Source organism: Noviherbaspirillum soli, from assembly GCF_015352955.1.
Lineage (GTDB): Bacteria > Pseudomonadota > Gammaproteobacteria > Burkholderiales > Burkholderiaceae_D > Noviherbaspirillum_A > Noviherbaspirillum_A soli.
In genome coordinates, this window is the sequence record NZ_JACYOX010000014.1 from 19,495 (window position 1) to 39,146 (window position 19,652).

The window sequence follows — 19,652 nt, forward strand, 5'->3', positions numbered from 1 at the left end:
TGCCGGCCTGTCGACCGGTCTTGCAACTGCGCCCGGCATGCTGCCTCGTTCAAGACGCGCCCTGGCTCCGCAGGCCGATCATGGCCGGCATTCTGCTGGAAGACAGCGGACGCCGCGACGACCGATTTATCTGCCAGGGCACAGGCGCGCCGGTCGGTACGGCAAGATCACAGGCCGCGCCAGGGCATGGCTTGGCCTGCACGACTTCGCGCAGCGCCATCCTTGCCTCCTCGCCCCTCGCTCAGCGCCCCGTCACCGGCTTGCCCCGCAAGCCGAGACTGATCACCACCGGATCATGGTCGGACGAACGGTAGGGCGTGGCGCTGTACAGGTCCTGCGGCTTGAACTCGGTGTTGTAGTCGATCACGGCCGGCTCGTCGGCATTGATGTGCCATTCCGCCGCGCCCAGCACCTGGGATTGCAATGGCGCGCTGGCCAGCGCATGGTCGAGATAGCCGGCTTCGCCGTCGAATACATAGGAATACGGGATTCCGGCGCGGCGCACGAAACGCTCGATCTGGTTCTTGAAGCCGTAGTCGCCCAGCAGGCGGATCGGATCCTCGGCGCCGTAGGCATTGAAGTCGCCCATCAGCAGCACATCGGCATCCTGCGCTGATGCGCGTACCTGCGGCACGAACACCTCTGCCAGGCGGCGCGCCTGCTGCATGCGGGTGGCGTTCCAGCAGCCCTGGCCGTCGCCGCGGTCGGCGTCCGGGCTGCCGGCGTCCGGGCAGCTGCCCTTGGACTTGAAATGGTTGACGATCAGCGAAAAGCTGCCGCCATTGGCGGCGATGAAGGTCTGCGCCATCGGCGGGCGGCTATGCACGGGGTCGGAGTCGGACAGCGCCGGTCCGGCCAGCCTCAGGCGCGACGGCTGGTAGATCATCGCCACCCGGATCGCATCGCTGCCGGTCTGCTCCGGACGCGGCACCACCGCATAGCGCTGCGCGCCGGCGGCGGCGTTGAGCGCCTCGACCAGATTGGCAACGGCGACGTCGCCATTGTTCTGGATTTCCATCAGGCCGAACACGTCGGCGTCGATGGCCAGCATGGCGGCGACGATCTTGGCGCGCTGGCGCCGGAATTCGACGAGGTTGTCGGCGCCGCGGCAGTTCGATTTCGCCACCGACGCGCCAAGGCTGCAGCCCTGCCCGCTCTGGCCGGATGCGGTCGTGCCATCGCCGAAGGTGGTGAAGAAATTGAGGACGTTGAAGCTGGCTGCCTTGACGTTGCCGACGGGCAGGCGCGGCGGCGGCGTGCGCGGATTGTCGCGGGTGAAGACCGGCGTGGCGCCGGGCTGCAGCTTGTAGCCCGACGGCCCCGGATTGGATGCGGTGATCAGGCCGAAGTCGATCACGCCGGTCAGGCCGGTGACGGTGTCGCCGGCGCGCAGCGTGTTGTCGGCGCCGATATAGGGAACCGGCACCGGGTTCTGGCTGGTCCTGCCGTCGTCCAGCACGATCATGCTGGCGGCATTGGCGGCGGCCGCGGCCAGCGCCTGGGCCGAGCCGGCCGGATAGCGATTGGTCGGCTTTTCAAGACGGCCGGCCGACAGCGTGACCTGGCCATAGCGGCCCTGGAAATAATTCTGGCTGACCGTCAGCGGCGCGCTGAACTGCACCAGCATGCCTTCATGCCGCTCGAAGTCGGCAGCGCTCATCGGCAGGCTCAGCGCTGCCGGCGCCACCCGGTTGTTTTTCGACAGCAGCAGCATGCCGCGCATGCCTGTCAGCTGGGTCACGGTGCGGCCGGCGTCGCCGGCATTGAACTCGGCCACGGTGGCGGCCAGGCGCAGGCGGTCGCCCACGGCCACTGACGGCGGCGCGCCGGTGAAGACGAAGATGCCGTCCGAGGTGGCGGGATCGCCGTCGCCTTCGGGGTCCTGCAGGTAGAAGCCGTTGGCAACGAGCAGGGTCACCACGCCTTCGGTTGTCTGCATGGTGCCTGCATAGGGGCTGGCGGCGCCCGCGCCCTGGATCTGCGGGATGGTGCGGGAAGTCGCCAGCGCCGCCTGCACGGTCAGCTTCACCAGGCAGCTGGCCGTTTGCGCCTGGTTGTTGGAAAAGCCCAGCGTCAGCAGATGCTCGCCGGCAGGCGCCGTGGCCGGGACGTTGAGCAGGAAGGATGCCGCGCCGCCCGGCGCCGCTGCCAGGCTTTGCGGCGTCAGCGTGACGCCGTCGACCGCGCCCGACAGCAGCGAGGCGGCATTGACGATGCCGTCGGCGTCGCTGGCAGACACCACGGTGGCGCCGCCGCTGCCGGCGGGAACGCTGAAGGCATCCGGACAGGCGGCAAGGATAGGCGCGCCGGCCGCCGCCTGGCAGACATGGAAGGCGGTCACGCCGTTGCGCGGCGTGGGCGCGGCGGCGGCGAAGTCGGCTGCATTGTTGTTGCTGTCGCCGCAGCCGCCGGCCGTGCGCAGGATGGCGGCTGTGTTCGACGGCGCGGGCGCCGGCGCGATGCCTTCGAAGGCACTGGCGCCCGTGCCGAAGCCGACCAGGTCCACCACCGACGGCGCATTGGCCGCCGCGATCGCGGCGGTGCCGTTGACCAGCGCGACCTTGCCGGCACTGGCCGACAGGGCCAGGTTGCCGCTGGCATCTGGCGCAGGCAGCGCCGCGCCCGCGCTGCTGCCTGCGGCCTGCTGCATCAGCAGGTACTGGCCGGGCTGCAGCGTCAGGTCCGGCAGGGGCGCGACTTGCCATGCGCTGCCGGCGGCCGATGCGTACTGCACGCTCCAGCCGCGCAGGCTGACGGGCGCTGCATCGCGGTTGAACAGTTCGATGTAGTCGTTACGGTAAGGCGCGCCGCTGTTGCCGCCGCCGCCATAGATCTGGCTGATCACGATGGCTGGCGCGGCCGCAGCGGGCACGGATGCAAGGACGAAGGACAGGAAAGCCGACTGCAGGATCGGGTGGGACATGCGCTGCTCCGCAAAGGATTGCGCAGCGCGGGGGCGGCTGCGCAATGGGTTCAAAGACCGGGAGGCTACAAGCCGCCTGTGACACCGGCATGACGCCGCCGCGACAAACGATCACGATGGCGTGCAAGGCAGGATACGGAGCGGGATGGCATGCGCGTCGCGCATGGCTTGGTGTTGCGTGGAAGGCGGGGTGAGTAACCGTACGCGGCGGCAGGTGCGCGGCGCCGCGAGGTATTTCTGACGAGGCGGAAAAGGCCAGGCAGGAGAGAAACGACATCGGCCGGATCGGCGCCGGCCGATGCAAACATCAGCCGCCCAGTTCGTCCTCGATATGGCTGCGGATCACGCTTTCGAAGTCTGCGTCGCCTTCCAGCCCGAGGGCGCGGGCGCGGCTGACGTCCCAGGCGCCGGGCCAGCTCTGCACGATGCGCTCCACCGCCGGATCGGGCGCGAAGCGGATGCGCGCAACCACGTCCCTGCCCGCCACCTTTTCCAGCGCGGCCACCATCTCGGCCACGCTGACCGACAGGCCCGGCAGGTTGATGGTGCGGCTGTTGCCGAGCTTTTCGGCCGACAGCTCATGGCCGGCGATCAGCGCGGCGATCGCGCGGCGCGGCGACAGCAGCCAGAGCCGCAGCGACGGCGCCACCGGGCAGATGGCTTCCTGCCCGGCCAGCGGTTCGCGGATGATGCCGCTGGCAAACGATGAGGCCGCCTTGTTCGGCTTGCCCGGCCGCACGCTGATGGTGGGCAGGCGCAGCACCCGGCCATCGACAAAGCCCTTGCGGCTGAAGTCGTTGAGCAGCAGTTCGCCGATGGCTTTCTGGGCGCCGTAGGACGACTGCGGATTGAGCGCGGTGTCGTCCCGCACCACGTCCGGCAGCTGGCCGCCATATACCGCCACCGAGCTGGTGAACACCACCCGCGGCTTGTGGCCGACAGTGCGGCAGGTTTCCAGCAGCAGGCGCGAGGCGTCGAGGTTGATGCGCATGCCGAGATCGAAGTCGGCTTCGGCCTGGCCGCTGACCACCGCCGCCAGGTGGAATACCGACGTGGTGCCGGCATCGATCAGGCGCGACAGCAGCGCCGGATCGGTGATGTCGCCAGTGACGGACTCGACGCGCGCGTCGCCGAAATCATGGGCCGGCGCGACGTCGACCAGCACCAGGCGGTCGATCTTCTGCTGGCTGCCGTCCGGACCGGACAGGGTGCCGCGCTGCAGCAGCGCACGTGCCAGTTTCTGGCCAAGGAAGCCGGCGCCGCCGGTAATCAGTACTTTCATCAGTTGTCCTTATTGGTTGTAGGCAGCCAGCCAGGCCAGGCCGTCTTCGGTGCGTCCGCGCGGCCGGTATTCGCAGCCTATCCAGCCGTCATAGCCCTGTTCGTCGAGCAGGCGGAACAGGTAGGGGTAATTCACTTCGCCGTCGTCCGGCTCGTTGCGGGCCGGCACGCTGGCGATCTGCACATGGCCAATGTCGCTGAACCAGCGCTTGAACTTCATCGCCAGGTCGCCTTCCATGATCTGCGCATGGTAGAAGTCCATCTGCACCTTCACGTTCGGCTCTCCGCATTCCTCGCGCAGCGCATGGGCCTGGGCCTGGGTCTGCAGGAAGTAGCCGGGCATGTCGCGGCCGTTGATGGGCTCGAGCAGCACGCTGATGCCGTGCAGGCCGCATTCACGGGCGGCGAAGCGCAGGTTGGCCAGGTAGGTGGCGCGGTAGCTGTCGGCATCGGCGCCGGCCGGCACCAGGCCGGCCATCATGTGCAGCCGCTTCGTTCCAAGCGCCTGCGCATACTCGATGGCGCGGGCCACGCCGGCACGGAACTCCTCTTCCCTGCCCGGCAGCGCGGCAATGCCGCGCTCGCCGGCCGCCCAGTCGCCGGGCGGCATGTTGAACAGCGCATTTTCCAGCTGGTTCTCGCGCAGCCATCCGGCCACTTCGGCCGGCGTATGGTCATACGGGAACAGGAATTCCACGCCCTTGAAGCCCGCCGCGGCGGCGGCGGCGAAGCGCTGGGGAAACGGCACTTCGTTGAACATCATGGACAGGTTGGCGGCAAATTTGGGCATGGCGTCTCCAGGAATAGTTCTGCAGATGAATTCAGATATCGAGCGAAAAGGCCGACTTCAGTTCGGCGATCTGCTGCGCATCGAGCGGATTGACCGGCACGTCGCGCAGCAGCAGGAACAGCTTGGCGGTCTCTTCCAGTTCCTCGGCGGCGTACACCGCCGCTTCCAGGCTGGCACCGGAGACCACCGGGCCATGGTTGGCCAGCAGCACCGCCGAATGCTTCTGCGCCAAACCGCGGATGGCGTCGGCCAGCGCCGGGTCGCCCGGCCGGTGGTAAGGCACCAGTGGCAGACGGCCGATCTTCATCACGAAATAGGGTGTGAGCGGCGGAATGCAGTCGGCATGGTTCAGGCCGCACATGCAGGACACCGCGGCCGAATGGGTGGAATGCAGATGCACGATGGCGCGCGCCTGCGGCCGTTCCTGGTACATCGCGCGGTGCAGGAAGGCTTCCTTGGACGCGGGGTCGCCGTCCTGCAGCCGGCCTTCCCAGTCCAGCTTCGACAGCCGCGCCGGGTCGAGCCGGCCGAGGCTGGCATTGGTGGGCGTGAGCAGCCAGCCGTCGTCGGTGCGCACACTCAGGTTGCCGCTGCTGCCGGCGGTCAGGCCGCGGGCGAACAGCGAGGCGCCGAATTCGACGATCTGCTCGCGCAGCCGCGACTCTTCCGGCCGGGCATGGATGGCCGGGCTCATGGCAGCCGGCTCCAGGCTTTGGTGAAGAAGTCGACGCTGCCGAAGTTGCCGGACTTGAGCGCCAGCGCCAGCGGCTGCCCGTCGCCCTGCTCCTGCAGCGCCGCGGTCCAGGGCACGCCCGGATCGATCTCGGGGCCGATGCGCAGGCCGGTCACGCCGAGCGCCTTGACCACCGCGCCCGAGGTTTCGCCGCCGGCCACGATCAGCTGGCCCACGCCCAGCCGCACCAGGCCGCGGGCAATCTCTGCCAGCGCCCGCTCGACCAGTTCGCCGGCCTCGGCCACGCCGAGTTGCGCCTGCACCGCCTTTACCTGTTCCGGGCTGGAAGTGGCGTAGACCAGCACCGGCCCCTGCTGCAGCAGCGGCTTGGCCCAGGCCAGCGCCGCGCCAGCCACGTCCTCGCCGCGCGCCAGCGCCAGCGGGTCGATCGCAAAGGATGGCGCGCTGTCCTGCATCGCCGCCACCTGCTTGCGGGTCGCCACCGAGCAGCTGCCGGCGATCACGGCGCGCAGGCCGCCGGTCGAGGGAAGTTGGTCGGCCACGTCGTTCTTGGCCAGCAGGCCGCGGCGACGGAAGTTGTCCGGCAGGCCCAGCGCAATGCCGGAGCCGCCGGTGACCAGCGGCAGGTCGGCGCAGGCCGCGCCCAGGGTCATCAGGTCATCGTTGGAAATCGCATCCGTGATCGCCAGCGCGCAGCCTTCGGCGCGCAGCGCGCCGAAGCGCGCCGCAACCGCTTCCGTGCCTTGAGCGACAGTGCGATGCTCCACCAGGCCAACCTTGCCCCGGCTCTGCGCCTGCAGCACCCGCACCAGGCTGGGGTCGGTCATCGGCGTCAGCGGATGGTTGCGCATGCCGGACTCGGACAGCAGTTCGTCGCCGACGAACAGATAGCCCTTGTAGATGGTGCGGCCATTGGCCGGGAAGGCCGGGCAGGCAATCGTGAAGTCGGTGCCCAGCGCCGCCATCAGCGCCTCGGCCACCGGGCCGATATTGCCTTCGGGCGTGGAATCGAAGGTCGAGCAGTATTTAAAGTAGAACTGGGTGCAGCCGGCCTGCTGCAGCCAGCGCAGCGCGGCCAGCGAATCGGCGATCGCTTCCGCGGCGGGCACGGTGCGCGACTTGAGCGCGATCACCACCGCATCCACATCCTGCGGCGGCGGGCCGTCGGGCACGCCGATCAGCTGTACCGTGCGCATGCCGGCCTTGACCAGCATGCCGGCCAGGTCGGTGGCGCCGGTGAAATCGTCGGCAATGCAGCCGAGCAGGACCGTCATTTTCCGTCTCCTTCCGGCGCCTGGCCGGCCTTGCGGGCGGCCGGCAGCGTAATGCCGGGGAACAGCTTGATCACCGCCGAGTCGTCCTCGCCGCCGTGACCGGCGGCCGAGGCCTGCATGAACATCTGGTGCGCGGTGGACGACAGCGGCAGCGGGAACACGGTTTTCTTCGCATAGTCCAGCACGATGCCCAGGTCCTTGACGAAGATATTGACCGCCGACAGCGGCGTGTAGTCGCCCGCCAGGATATGCGGCACCCGGTTCTGGAACATCCAGGAACTGCCGGCGCTGTTGGAAATGACTTCATACAGCGCGTCCGGGTCGCAGCCGGCGCGCAGACCCAGGGCCATCGCTTCGGCGGCGGCGGCGATGTGCACGCCGGCCAGCAGCTGGTTGATCATTTTTACCTTGGAGCCCTGGCCCGGCTGTTCGCCGAGACGGTAGAGCTTGCCGGCGATCGCATCGAAGATCCGCTCGCAACTGGCGAAGGCCTCCGGCGCGCCGGCCGCCATCACCGACATCTCGCCGGCCGCGGCCTTGGCGGCGCCGCCGGAAATCGGCGCATCGATGAAGCGCAAACCCATGGCAAGCAGCCGCGCGCCCAGCGCCTCGGCAAATTCCGGGGCGACGGTGGCACAGGCAATCACGACCGATCCGGGCGCCAGCGCCGCTGCCGCTCCATGTTCGCCAAACAGCACTGTTTCAGTCTGCTGCGCATTGACCACCACGATGACCAGTGCATCGACCCTGGCGGCCAGTTCGGCCGGGTTGGGGGCTGCCTGCGCGCCGGCGTCGACCAGCGTCTGCACCGCTTCCGGGCGGACATCGCAGGCATGTACTTCCAGGCCGGCACGCAGCAGGGACTTGCCTATGCCCATGCCCATTGCGCCCAGGCCGACGAGGCCGACGCGGCTGATCTGATCTGCCATGTTTCAGGTGCTCCCTCAGGATGTGTTCGCGCCAGCCGGGCGCGGCTGCGGCGACGGCGGCTGGCCGTGGCTGGCGTGGTTGGATGTTGTCTCGACTCTTATTGCTATTTTGAAACTGGCGCGGAAGCAGCGCCAAAGTTGTATGACAACATGGTATGCAGCAGTTTTCAGACTGTCAAGGGATAGTTCTGCGATCAGTCCGATAGGATTATCGGCATGGCACGCTGGCCAACCGGCGCATCACGCCGCCAAATATCACTGCCCGGCTGCCTGCTGCAGGGCTGCCCGCTCCCGCTTGCCGCGCGCCAGCTTTTCCTGCGCCGCATGGCACTTCGGCCCGGCGAACTCCTCCGCCATGGCATCCAGGAATGCGCGGGTGCGGCTGGGCATGAGCCGGCGGCCGGGAAACACCGCCCAGGCGGCATGCGACGGCGCGTTCCAGTCCGGCAGCACCTGCACCAGTTGTCCGCTTGCCCGGTAGGGCTCGGCGAAATGATCGACCAGCATCGCGATGCCGGCATTGGCGCAGGCCAGGCGCAGCAGCACTTCCGGGGAATTGATGGTGGCGCGGCCGGGCGGCACTGCCTGCCACACCGCCTCGCCGCGCGTCAGGCGCCATGGCGCCGGCTCGCCGCTGCGCGACAGCAGGCGCAGGGTGTCATGCTGCATCAGCTCATCCGGGCGTTCCGGCGTGCCGCGCTGGCGCAGGTAGGCCGGCGACGCATACAGCCCGTTGGAGAACACGGCCAGCTGGCGCGCCGCCAGCGTAGCGTCGTCCGGCAGGCTGCCCATGCGGATGGCGACATCGAAGTTTTCCCCGACCAGATCGACCCGGCGCGGCGTCAGGTCCACTTCCAGCGTGATGGCGGGATAGCTGGCCATGAAGCGCGCCAGCATCGGTCCCAGCATCACGTTGGCGATGTCGTTGGGCATGGACACCCGCAGGCGGCCGCCCGGCTCGGCCTGGCGGTGCTGGGCCAGCGCGGATACCGCTTCCACTTCCGCCAGCACCGAGCGCGCATGTTCCAGCATGTCGGCGCCGAAATCGGTCACCGTGAGCTTGCGGGTGGTGCGCAGCAGCAGCCGTTCGCCGAGTTGCGCCTCGAGCAGCGCGATACGGCGCGACACGGTGGACTTGGGCAGGCCGGCGCGTTCGGCAGCCCGGCTGAAGCTGCCGGCCGCCACGACCTGGGCGTACAGCAGGAGGTCATTCGGTTCGATATGCATTGCCTGTTCCACTTTCCGGATATTGTTCCATCAACGGCACAATGTAACCCATATTCACGGCTTCCGTGATGGTTTTTGGGTTACTAGAATGTCTCCATACCGCTTTCTCACAGAGGAAATACCATGAACATCCTGCAGATCAACTCCAGCGCCCGCAGCGAGGGCTCCCAGTCCACCCGCCTGGCCGGCAGCATCGTCGAACGCCTGAAGGCAGCGCAGCCGGACGCCAGCGTCAGCGTGCGCGACCTGGCTGCCCAGCCGCATCCGGCTCTGGACGAGGCCGCACTCGGCGCGCTGTTCACGCCTGCCGAACAACGGACCCCGGAACAGAATGCCCGCGTGGCGCTGGACGATGCATTGATCGCGCAGATCCAGGCTGCCGACGTGGTGGTGCTGGGCGTGCCGATGTACAACTTCGGCGTGCCGACCCAGCTGAAGAACTGGATCGACGCGATCGCCCGCGCCAAGGTGACGTTCCAGTACACCGCCAACGGTCCGGAAGGCCTGCTCAAGGGCAAGAAAGTGTATGTCGCGCTGACCCGTGGCGGCTTCTACCGCGACACCGACGCCGACAGCCAGGTGCCCTACCTGAAGATGGTGCTGGGCTTCCTCGGCATGAAGGATGTGGAATTCGTCTACGCCGAAGGCATGGCCATGGGCCCGGAATCCGAGCAGAAGGCCATTGCCTCGGCGCTGCAGCAGATCGAGGAAGTCGTCGCCGCCTGATCCCTTGCTGATCCATCGCAAGCCCTGCGCGGGCCGGCCTGCCGCCGGCCCGCGCCGCTTCCTATGATGGAAGGCCGAGCTGCTTTCCAGGAGCATTTGCGATGGAACTCATACTCTGGCGCCATGCCGAAGCCGCGCCCGGCACACCGGATGAAGCGCGCGCGCTGACCGAGGCCGGCCGGCGCCATGCCCAGGCCATGGCGCACTGGCTGCAGCCACGCCTGCCCGCCAATCTCCGCATCCTCTGTAGCCCCGCGCTGCGCGCCCGCCAGACGGTAGCGCCGCTGGGGCTGCCGCATGACATCGACGAGGCCATTGCCAAGGACCGGCCTGCCACCGACCTGCTCAGGGCGGCCGACTGGCCGGCCAATCTGCGCAACATCATGCTGGTCGGCCACCAGCCCGCCTTCGGCGAACTGATCGCCATCATCCTCGGCACGTCGGTGACCTGGTGGGACATGGCCAAGGGCGGCGTCTGGTGGTTCAGCGATACCCAGGAAAAAGAAAAGACGGAAGTTTATGTGAAGGCGGTGATGGCGCCGTGGATGCTGGATGGCCGCAAGTGAGCGGCGCAATCCCGGCGGGCGTCAGCGCGGACAGCTTGCGCCGGACCGGTCGGCCGGGGCTTGCGCCCTGGATGCGGCCTGTTAGCCGGCCTGCCTGGTTGAGTGGGCATGCAAGGACAGCCTGTGGAACCTTGGCAGGAAAATTCAGGTATTCCGTCCATCCGGAACCGCCTGGACCTTGCCGCTAGCGCGGCATCCCGGGCGCCTGCCGCCACGCTTCCTCGATCAGGCGCAAGCCCTGCAAGGCGCCGATCGCCAAACCCACATCCGCACCCTGCGGCGCGCGCGGATTGATGCGCACCAGCGGCGCGCCGATCCGCTCGGCCTGGCGCCGCACCGAGGGCACGTCGATGCCCGCGCCCAGTTCAATCACCACCGGCCTGCGCGCATGCTGCAGCCAGCGCCCGAACCTGTTCAGTTGCAGCTCGCTGCGCTGCTCCAGCCATGCGCCGTCATTGAACATCAGGATATTGGGCCGCGCCACCTCGCCGCAATGCGGGCAGCGCGGCAGCGGCGACAGCAGCCGGCACTGCGCCATATCGACTTGCGGCACGAAGCCGTCGGCCGGCCAGATCGCGTCGGTGCAGGGCTGGCTGCATTGCAGGAAATGGATGGAGCCATGGCACTCGGCTACCTGTTCACCGGCAAATTCCGCCTTTTGGAACTGGCCATCGACATTACTGGTGAACACGAAGCCGCCGTAGGTGACTCGTCCCGCCATCTGCCGCAGCAGGTCGAAGCCCGCATGCGGCACGGTAGCCCGGTACAGCGCCAGCCGATGGCCATAAAAGCCCCAGGCCAGGCGCGGATCGTCGCGGAAGGCAGCCGGATTGGCGATCTCGACGAAGCGGATGCCGGCTTGGGCCAGCGGCGGATAGGCCTGCCAGAAGCCCTGGTCGCCGCGAAAGTCCGGCAGGCCGGAATCCACTCCCATGCCAGCCCCGGCGGCGATCACGATGCCGTCCGCCTCCCGCAGCAGCGCCACCGCGCTTGCGATTTCCTTCTCCATGTTTGCTCCTGTTACGACGCCGGTGAGTTGCAGGCGATTGATATCCTGGCGAATGGCACGCATCACCCGCGGTGCGCCATCCTTTGCAGTTTGCAGCGCGAATGGTTGCTTGCAATGGCAGCTGGTTGGCCTGGAAGCAGGTAGTTTACCGATAACGGGAAAAGGTGGCGGTTGCTCCTGCCCTTGCCGTTCAAATCCCGTTGAGCGCACCGTGCCAGCGGTCCCCTGAGCGGAAGAAGCGCGGCGTCGGCAGTCGGTAGGGTGCAATACCCCGCAGGGGCATTACACCATTGGTCGATCAAGGAAGTCGGCCAACGATGCCATCCCGGTCTGCGACCATGGTGCAATGCCCTTCGGGTATTGCACCCTACGGAAGCGGCAGTGGTTGCCGTTGCCACCACACGCCGTCTACCTTATCCGCCGATACAACCCCGAATCCGCATGCACCGCCCTGAAATCCACGTCATTGGGCAACAGATTCAGCGCATCGGCCGGATGCACGCTCAGGTAGCCAAACACCGCCAGGCTTTCATGGAACAGCCGCAGCGCGCGCTCGCGCAGCGCCGGCTGCAGGTCGGACAGCGCGCCACGGCAGACGATCAGCTGGAATTCGTTGAAGGTGGCATCGGTGGCCAGGTTGTATTGCGCCCAGATGATGTTCCTGCCCAGCTCGGGACGGAAGGACAGGTTGCCCTCCGCATCCGGCTCGCCGCTGACCAGGTAATCGGCAAGCGTGTGGCGGCCGCCGCTGCGCAGGTAGTTCTGCTGGTACCGGCCCAGTTCGCTGGCGTGGAAGCGGCCGGTGCGGGCGGCGTCGAGCATGGCTTCGCTGGCGGCGGTGGCGAACAGAAGGGTCTTGTCGTAGAAGCCCTCCTCCCGCAGCAAAATGGCCAGGGTATAGACATCCTCGGCGCCGCTGCATTCGGATATCCAGACCCGCGCCACCGGGCAGGAGCGCAGCCACGGCCCCAGCGTCTGGCGCAGCAGCGCGATCCGGGCCGGGTCGTCGAACAGGGCGGCCGGACGCAGGCAAAGGCAGCGCAGCAGTTCGACGCCAAGCGCCTGGTCATGCAGCGCCTCGGCCTGCACCGCCGACAGCGAAGCCAGGCCGCGGCGGCGCATGAAAGCGACCAGGCGCGGGCGCAAGGCCGTGCGCTCCATCGCCCGCAGGTCGGTGCCGTACATCCGGTACAGCGCCTCGAGCAACAGCTCGGCCTCGATCTCCTCCACCGTGCTGACGGCGGCCGGCACGGGGCTCACCGGGACAGCCATACACGCATCAGCGACAGCAGCTGGGCCACATCGACCGGCTTGGTGATGTAGTCGGACGCGCCGGCGGCAATGCACTTGTCGCGGTCGCCCTTCATCGCCTTGGCGGTCAGGGTGATGATGGGCAGCGACTTGAACTGCGGGATGTTGCGGATCGCGCGCATGGTGTCGTAGCCATCCATCTCCGGCATCATGATGTCCATCAGCACGATCTCGATCGACGGGTCCTGGCGCAGCAGCTCGATGCCGTCACGGCCGTTCTCGGCGAACGACACCGCCATGTCCTGGCGCTCCAGCGCCGTGGTCAGCGCAAAGATGTTGCGCAGGTCGTCGTCGACGATCAGCACCTTGCGGCCGGCCAGGCCGCTCTGCGCCGCATGCACCTCTTCCAGCATCTTGCGCTGGAATTCCGGCAGCCGGGCCGGCGACCGGTGCAGGAACAGCGCGGTCTCGTCCAGCAGCCGCTCCGGCGAACGGGCGTCCTTGATCACGATGGTCTTGGCCACCCGGCGCAGCCGCGCCACTTCCTTGCGGTTCAGGTCGCGCGCGGTGTAGATGACGATGGGCGTGCGCCGCATGTCCTCGTCCTGGCTGACCGCGTCGAGCAGCGAGAAGCCGTCGATGTCGGGCAGCGTCAGGTCCAGCACCGCGCAGTCGAAGCGCGCACTCTTCAGCGCCGCCAGCGCCTTTTCGCCAGAGTCCACGGCGGTGATGTCGAGATCGGCATCGCCGATCAGCTCGACGATGCGCTGGCGCTGCACATCGTCGTCTTCCACCACCAGCAGGCTGGGCTTGCTGCGCACCAGGAACTGCTGGATGCGGGTGAACTCCTCGTCCAGCCGCTCCGCCGGCACCGGCTTGACCAGGTAGGAAATCGCGCCCTGGCGCAGGCCGCGTTCGCGCTCGTTCACGCGCGACAGGATGTGCACCGGGATATGGCGGGTGGACGGGTCGCGCTTCAGGCGCTCCAGCACGGTGAAGCCATCGGTGTCGGGCAGGTCGATGTCGAGGATGATGGCGGTGGGCAGGTAGTCGCGCGCCAGCGTCAGCGCCGAGTCGCCATGATAGGTGACGATGCCCTTGAAGCCCTTTTCGCGGGCAAGGTCGAGCAGCTGCTTGGCGCAGTGGATGTCATCTTCCACGATCAGCACGGCGGCGTCGCCCGGCGCGACGGTGTTCCTGTCGTCGCCCGATTCATGGCCCAGATACAGGGCCGGATTGTCCGCCGCCTGCACCGCGTCGAGCAGCTGCGCCGCCATGCGCGCAGCCTGCGTGCTGGCCTGGCTGCTGGCGTCCGCAGCCTCGGCCGGCAGTTGCCGGAACTCGGCATAGCCCTTGCGGTGGTACGGCAGGTAGAGCGTGAAGGTGCTGCCCGCGCCCACCGTGCTGGTGACGCGGATCTCGCCGCCCAGCAGGCGCGACAGCTCGCGGCTGATCGACAGGCCCAGGCCGGTGCCGCCGTACTTGCGGGCGGTGCTGCCGTCGGCCTGCTGGAAGGCTTCGAAGATCAGCTGCAGCTTGTCGGCCGGGATGCCGACGCCGGTATCGGTGACGGCGAATGCCAGCACCGCGTCGGCCGTGCGCAGCAATGCATGGTCGGCGCTCCAGCCCGATGCCACCAGGCCGATATGCAGCGTGACCTGGCCGCGCGCGGTGAACTTGAACGCGTTCGACAGCAGGTTCTTCAGGATCTGCTGCAGGCGCGTGGTATCGGTCATCAGCGAGGACGGCAGCTGCTCGTCGAGCTTGATCTCGAAGCTGATCTGCTTGGCCTCGGCCATGTGGCGGAAGGTGCGCTCGACGAAATTGGCCAGCTGCGGGAAACGGAATTCGCTCATCTCCAGCGTCACCGTGCCGGACTCGATCTTGGACAGGTCGAGGATGTCGTTGATCAGGGTCAGCAGGTCGGTGCCCGAACCATGGATGGTGCGGGCATATTCGACTTCGCTCAACGACAGGTTGCCGTTCGGGTTGTCGCGCAGCTGCTGCGCCAGGATCAGCAGGCTGTTCAATGGCGTGCGCAATTCGTGCGACATGTTGGCCAGGAACTCGGACTTGTACTTCGATGACAGCGCCAGCTGAGTGGCCTTCTCTTCCAGCGCCAGCTTGGCCTGCTCCACCTCGCGGTTCTTTCGTTCCACCTCGATGTTCTGTTCCGACAGCAGCCGCGCCTTTTCCGCCAGTTCCATATTGGTCTGCTGCAGCTCCTGCGCCAGGCGCTGCGACTGGGTCAGCAGCGACTCGGTGCGGCTGTTGGCCTCGATAGTGTTGAGCACCACGCCGATCGATTCCATCAGCTGGTCGAGGAAGGACAGATGGGTGTCGGTGAAGCGGTCCAGCGAGGCGATCTCCACCACCGCCTTGACCTGCTGCTCGAACAGGATGGGCAGCACCACGATGTTGCTCGGCGGCGCCGCGCCCAGGCCGGAGGATATCTGGATATAGTCGCGCGGCACATTGGTGAGCCAGATGCGGCGCTTCTCGATGGCGCACTGCCCCACCAGGCCTTCGCCCGGCCCGAAGGACGTGGGCAGCTTGCGGCTGGAACGGTAGCCATAGCTGGCGATCATCTGCAGGCGCGGCGGCTCGGTCTGCGCATCCATCATGTAGAACACGCCGTGGTGGGCCGACACCAGCGGCGCCAGTTCGGACAGGATCAGCCGGGTCACCGCTCCCAGGTCGCGCTGGCCCTGCAGCAGGCGGGTGAACTGGGCCAGGTTGGTTTTCAGCCAGTCCTGCTCGGCATTCTTCTGCGTGGTCTCCTTCAGGTTGCGGATCATCTCGTTGATGTTGTCCTTCAGGTCCGACACCTCGCCGCGCGCTTCCACCTGGATCGAGCGCGACAGGTCGCCGCGGGTCACCGCGGTGGCCACCTCGGCAATCGCGCGCACCTGGGTGGTCAGGTTGGCCGCCAGCTGGTTGACGTTCTCGGTCAGGTCCTTCCAGGTGCCGGAGGCGCCCGGCACGCTGGCCTGTCCGCCCAGCTTGCCTTCCACGCCGACCTCGCGGGCGACTGTCGTCACCTGGTCGGCAAACACCGCCAGGGTGTCGGTCATTTCATTGATGGTATTGGCCAGCGCCGCGATCTCGCCCTGCGCCGCCACCGTCAGCTTCTTCTTCAGGTCGCCGTTGGCCACCGCGGTCACCACGCCGGCGATGCCGCGCACCTGGGCGGTCAGGTTGGCCGCCATGAAGTTCACGTTCTCGGTCAGGTCCTTCCAGGTGCCGCCCACGCCCTTCACCTGCGCCTGGCCGCCCAGCTTGCCCTCGGTGCCCACTTCACGCGCCACGCGGGTCACCTCGGAAGCGAAGGAACTGAGCTGGTCCACCATCACGTTGATGGTGTCCTTCAGTTCCAGGATCTCGCCCTTCACGTCCACCGTGATCTTCTTCGACAGGTCGCCGTTCGCCACCGCCGTGGTCACCTCGGCGATGTTCCTCACCTGTCCAGTCAGGTTCGACGCCATGAAGTTCACGTTGTCGGTCAGGTCCTTCCAGGTGCCGGACGCGCCCGGCACATTGGCCTGTCCGCCCAGCCTGCCCTCGGTGCCCACTTCGCGCGCCACGCGGGTCACTTCGGAAGCGAAGGAACGCAGCTGGTCCACCATGGTGTTGATGGTGTCCTTGAGCTGCAGGATCTCGCCGCGCACGTCCACCGTGATCTTCTTCGACAGGTCGCCGTTCGCAACAGCGGTGGTCACGTCGGCGATGTTGCGCACCTGCGAGGTCAGGTTGCCGGCCATGGAGTTGACCGAGTCGGTCAGGTCTTTCCAGGTGCCGGCCACGCCGGGCACGTTGGCCTGGCCGCCCAGCTTGCCCTCGGTGCCGACTTCACGCGCCACCCGCGTCACTTCCGATGCGAACGAGCTGAGCTGGTCCACCATCACGTTGATGGTGTCCTTCAGCTCCAGGATCTCGCCCTTCACGTCTGCGGTGATCTTCTTGGACAGGTCGCCGTTCGCCACCGCCGTAGTCACCTCGGCGATGTTGCGCACCTGGCCCGTCAGGTTCGACGCCATGAAGTTCACGTTGTCGGTCAGGTCCTTCCAGGTGCCGCCCACGCCCTTCACCTGCGCCTGCCCGCCCAGCTTGCCCTCGGTGCCCACTTCGCGCGCCACGCGGGTCACTTCGGAGGCGAACGAGCTCAGCTGGTCCACCATCACGTTGATGGTGTTCTTCAGCTGCAGGATCTCGCCCTTCGCGTCGGCGGTGATCTTCTTGGACAGGTCGCCGTTCGCAACGGCCGTGGTCACATCGGCGATGTTACGCACCTGGCCGGTCAGGTTGCCTGCCATCGAGTTGACCGAATCGGTCAGGTCCTTCCAGGTGCCGGCCACGCCGGGCACGTTGGCCTGGCCGCCGAGCTCGCCTTCGGTGCCCACTTCACGCGCTACACGCGTCACCTCGGAGGCGAAGGAACGCAGCTGGTCCACCATCACGTTGATGGTGTCCTTCAATTCCAGGATCTCGCCTTTCGCGTCGGCGGTGATCTTCTTCGACAGGTCGCCATTGGCCACCGCGGTGGTCACGTCGGCGATGTTACGCACCTGGCCGGTCAGGTTGCCGGCCATCGAGTTCACGTTGTCGGTCAGGTCCTTCCAGGTGCCGGCCACGCCCGGCACGTTGGCCTGGCCGCCCAGCTTGCCCTCGGTGCCGACCTCGCGCGCCACCCGGGTCACTTCCGATGCGAACGAGCTGAGCTGGTCCACCATCACGTTGATGGTGTTCTTCAGCTCCAGAATCTCGCCCTTCGCGTCGGCGGTAATCTTCTTCGACAGGTCGCCGTTCGCAACGGCCGTGGTCACGTCGGCAATGTTACGCACTTGGCCCGTCAGGTTGCCGGCCATGGAGTTGACCGAGTCGGTCAGGTCTTTCCAGGTGCCGGCCACGCCGGGCACGTTGGCCTGGCCGCCGAGTTCTCCCTCGGTCCCTACTTCACGCGCCACCCGCGTCACTTCCGATGCGAACGAGCTGAGCTGGTCCACCATCACGTTGATGGTGTCCTTCAGCTCCAGGATCTCGCCCTTGACGTCCACCGTGATCTTCTTCGACAGGTCGCCGTTCGCCACGGCGGTAGTCACCTCCGCGATATTCCTCACCTGTCCCGTCAGGTTCGACGCCATGAAGTTCACGTTCTCGGTGAGGTCCTTCCAGGTGCCGCCCACGCCCTTCACCTGCGCCTGGCCGCCCAGCTTGCCCTCGGTGCCCACTTCACGCGCCACGCGGGTCACTTCGGAAGCGAAGGAACTCAGCTGGTCCACCATCACGTTGATGGTGTTCTTCAGTTCCAGGATCTCGCCCTTCGCGTCGGCGGTGATCTTCTTGGACAGGTCGCCGTTGGCCACGGCAGTGGTCACGTCGGCGATGTTACGCACCTGGCCGGTCAGGTTGCCCGCCATCGAGTTGACCGAGTCGGTCAGGTCCTTCCAGGTGCCGGCCACGCCGGGCACATTCGCCTGGCCGCCGAGCTTGCCTTCGGTGCCCACTTCGCGCGCCACGCGGGTCACTTCGGAAGCGAAGGAGCTGAGCTGGTCCACCATCACGTTGATGGTGTCCTTCAATTCCAGGATCTCGCCTTTTGCATCGGCGGTGATCTTCTTGGACAGGTCGCCGTTGGCCACCGCGGTGGTCACGTCGGCGATGTTCCTCACCTGCCCCGTCAGGTTGCCTGCCATCGAATTCACCGAGTCGGTCAGGTCTTTCCACGTCCCCGCCACGCCTTTGACCTGCGCCTGGCCGCCCAGCTTGCCCTCGGTGCCCACCTCGCGCGCCACACGGGTCACCTCGGAAGCGAACGAGCTCAGCTGGTCCACCATCACGTTGATGGTTTCCTTCAGCTGCAGGATCTCGCCGCGCGCATCGGCCGCGATCTTCTTCGACAGGTCGCCGTTCGCCACCGCCGTGGTCACCTCGGCGATGTTCCTCACCTGTCCAGTCAGGTTCGACGCCATGAAGTTCACGTTGTCGGTCAGGTCCTTCCAGGTGCCGCCCACGCCCGGCACATAGGCCTGGCCGCCCAGCTTGCCCTCGGTGCCCACCTCGCGCGCCACGCGGGTCACTTCCGATGCAAAGGAGCGCAGCTGGTCCACCATCGTGTTAATGGTGTCCTTCAGCTGCAGGATCTCGCCGCGCACGTCCACCGTGATCTTCTTCGACAGGTCGCCGTTGGCCACCGCGGTGGTCACGTCGGCGATGTTGCGCACCTGCGAGGTCAGGTTGCCGGCCATCGAGTTGACCGAGTCGGTCAGGTCCTTCCAGGTGCCGGCCACGCCCGGCACGTTGGCCTGGCCGCCCAGCTTGCCCTCGGTGCCCACTTCGCGCGCCACCCGGGTCACTTCGGAAGCGAAGGAACTCAACTGGTCCACCATCGTGTTGGCGGTGGCCACCGCGCCGATGACGCGCGCCATTTCCGTGGTCGGCCGCACCAGGTCGTCGATCAGGGTGTTGACCGAATTGACGATCGTGCCCCAGCCGCCCGATACATTGGCCGCGGTTGCGCGCTGCAGCAGCCGCCCTTCCCGGCCCACCGTCTGGCTGACGCTGGCGATCTCCTGCGCCATCAAGCCGCTGTTTTCAATGATGTCGTTCAGCGTATCGGCAATCTTGCCATCAAGGCCCGTCAGGTCGGTCGGCATACGCACCGAGAAATCGCCTTTTTTCAGGGCCGTCAGGGCGGCCAGCAACATCTTGCGGTCGAGGTCGTGCGGAAAATCGGTAATGGCATGCATGTGGGTTGTCTCCAATGAACTTTGACATTCTCCATTGGCGCTGATAGCCTTGCAAGCTGTTTTGTTGCCGAAAAAAAACTTACTGTCATGACCATTTGAGTACCGACAGTAATTAACCAAAAGAAACAATATCGGCAGGATTCATTGCATTGGGATAAACCGCGTTCATGCAGTACGGGCAAAATGGACCCCCGACAAACTCAGCCATTCCGGTCTATCAGGGCCGCTCCATCCAG

12 protein-coding genes are annotated in these 19,652 nt (G+C 66.8%); 2 read left to right on the forward strand and 10 right to left on the reverse strand.

Annotated features, from left to right (window positions below):
• Positions 1–241 precede the first annotated feature (241 nt).
• From IGW04_RS12380 to IGW04_RS12410, 7 genes are all read right to left on the reverse strand, one after another.
• Positions 242–2,923, reverse strand: a complete 2,682-nt coding sequence (locus tag IGW04_RS12380; protein ID WP_194713391.1) for an ExeM/NucH family extracellular endonuclease — start codon at positions 2,921–2,923, stop codon at positions 242–244.
• 307 nt (positions 2,924–3,230) lie between these two features.
• A complete protein-coding gene (denD, locus tag IGW04_RS12385; RefSeq protein WP_194713392.1) occupies positions 3,231–4,205 on the reverse strand; it encodes a D-erythronate dehydrogenase in 975 nt (324 codons plus the stop codon).
• A gap of 9 nt (positions 4,206–4,214) precedes the next feature.
• Positions 4,215–4,994 (reverse strand): 2-oxo-tetronate isomerase, encoded by a 780-nt coding sequence (gene otnI / locus IGW04_RS12390; protein WP_194713393.1) that lies wholly within the window; start codon positions 4,992–4,994, stop codon positions 4,215–4,217.
• 31 nt (positions 4,995–5,025) lie between these two features.
• Positions 5,026–5,688: a 3-oxo-tetronate 4-phosphate decarboxylase gene (otnC, locus tag IGW04_RS12395; protein WP_194713394.1), complete on the reverse strand. Its 663-nt coding sequence runs from the start codon at positions 5,686–5,688 to the stop codon at positions 5,026–5,028.
• Positions 5,685–6,962, reverse strand: coding sequence for a 3-oxo-tetronate kinase (gene otnK, locus IGW04_RS12400; RefSeq protein WP_194713395.1), 1,278 nt, complete (start codon positions 6,960–6,962; stop codon positions 5,685–5,687). Before otnK ends, otnC begins: the two co-directional genes overlap by 4 nt.
• Entirely contained in the window at positions 6,959–7,879 is a 921-nt protein-coding gene (ltnD, locus tag IGW04_RS12405; protein ID WP_194713470.1) for an L-threonate dehydrogenase, read from the reverse strand. Before ltnD ends, otnK begins: the two co-directional genes overlap by 4 nt.
• Before the next feature lie 267 nt (positions 7,880–8,146).
• Positions 8,147–9,118, reverse strand: a complete 972-nt coding sequence (locus IGW04_RS12410) for a LysR family transcriptional regulator (RefSeq protein ID WP_194713396.1) — start codon at positions 9,116–9,118, stop codon at positions 8,147–8,149.
• 123 nt (positions 9,119–9,241) lie between these two features.
• Here IGW04_RS12410 and IGW04_RS12415 point away from each other — a divergent pair, with 123 nt between their 5' ends.
• Positions 9,242–9,844, forward strand: coding sequence for an FMN-dependent NADH-azoreductase (locus tag IGW04_RS12415; protein WP_194713397.1), 603 nt, complete (start codon positions 9,242–9,244; stop codon positions 9,842–9,844).
• 101 nt (positions 9,845–9,945) lie between these two features.
• On the forward strand, positions 9,946–10,410 hold the full coding sequence (locus tag IGW04_RS12420) for a SixA phosphatase family protein (protein ID WP_194713398.1): 465 nt from the start codon (positions 9,946–9,948) through the stop codon (positions 10,408–10,410).
• 184 nt (positions 10,411–10,594) lie between these two features.
• Here IGW04_RS12420 and IGW04_RS12425 read toward each other — a convergent pair whose 3' ends face one another.
• The 3 genes from IGW04_RS12425 to IGW04_RS12435 all read right to left on the reverse strand — a co-directional run bounded on the left by IGW04_RS12425 (position 10,595) and on the right by IGW04_RS12435 (position 19,416).
• Entirely contained in the window at positions 10,595–11,419 is an 825-nt protein-coding gene (locus tag IGW04_RS12425; protein ID WP_194713399.1) for an SIR2 family NAD-dependent protein deacylase, read from the reverse strand.
• 408 nt (positions 11,420–11,827) lie between these two features.
• Positions 11,828–12,691 (reverse strand): CheR family methyltransferase, encoded by an 864-nt coding sequence (locus IGW04_RS12430; RefSeq protein WP_194713400.1) that lies wholly within the window; start codon positions 12,689–12,691, stop codon positions 11,828–11,830.
• Positions 12,676–19,416 (reverse strand): hybrid sensor histidine kinase/response regulator, encoded by a 6,741-nt coding sequence (locus IGW04_RS12435; protein ID WP_194713401.1) that lies wholly within the window; start codon positions 19,414–19,416, stop codon positions 12,676–12,678. Before IGW04_RS12435 ends, IGW04_RS12430 begins: the two co-directional genes overlap by 16 nt.
• Between the last annotated feature and the right edge of the window lie 236 nt (positions 19,417–19,652).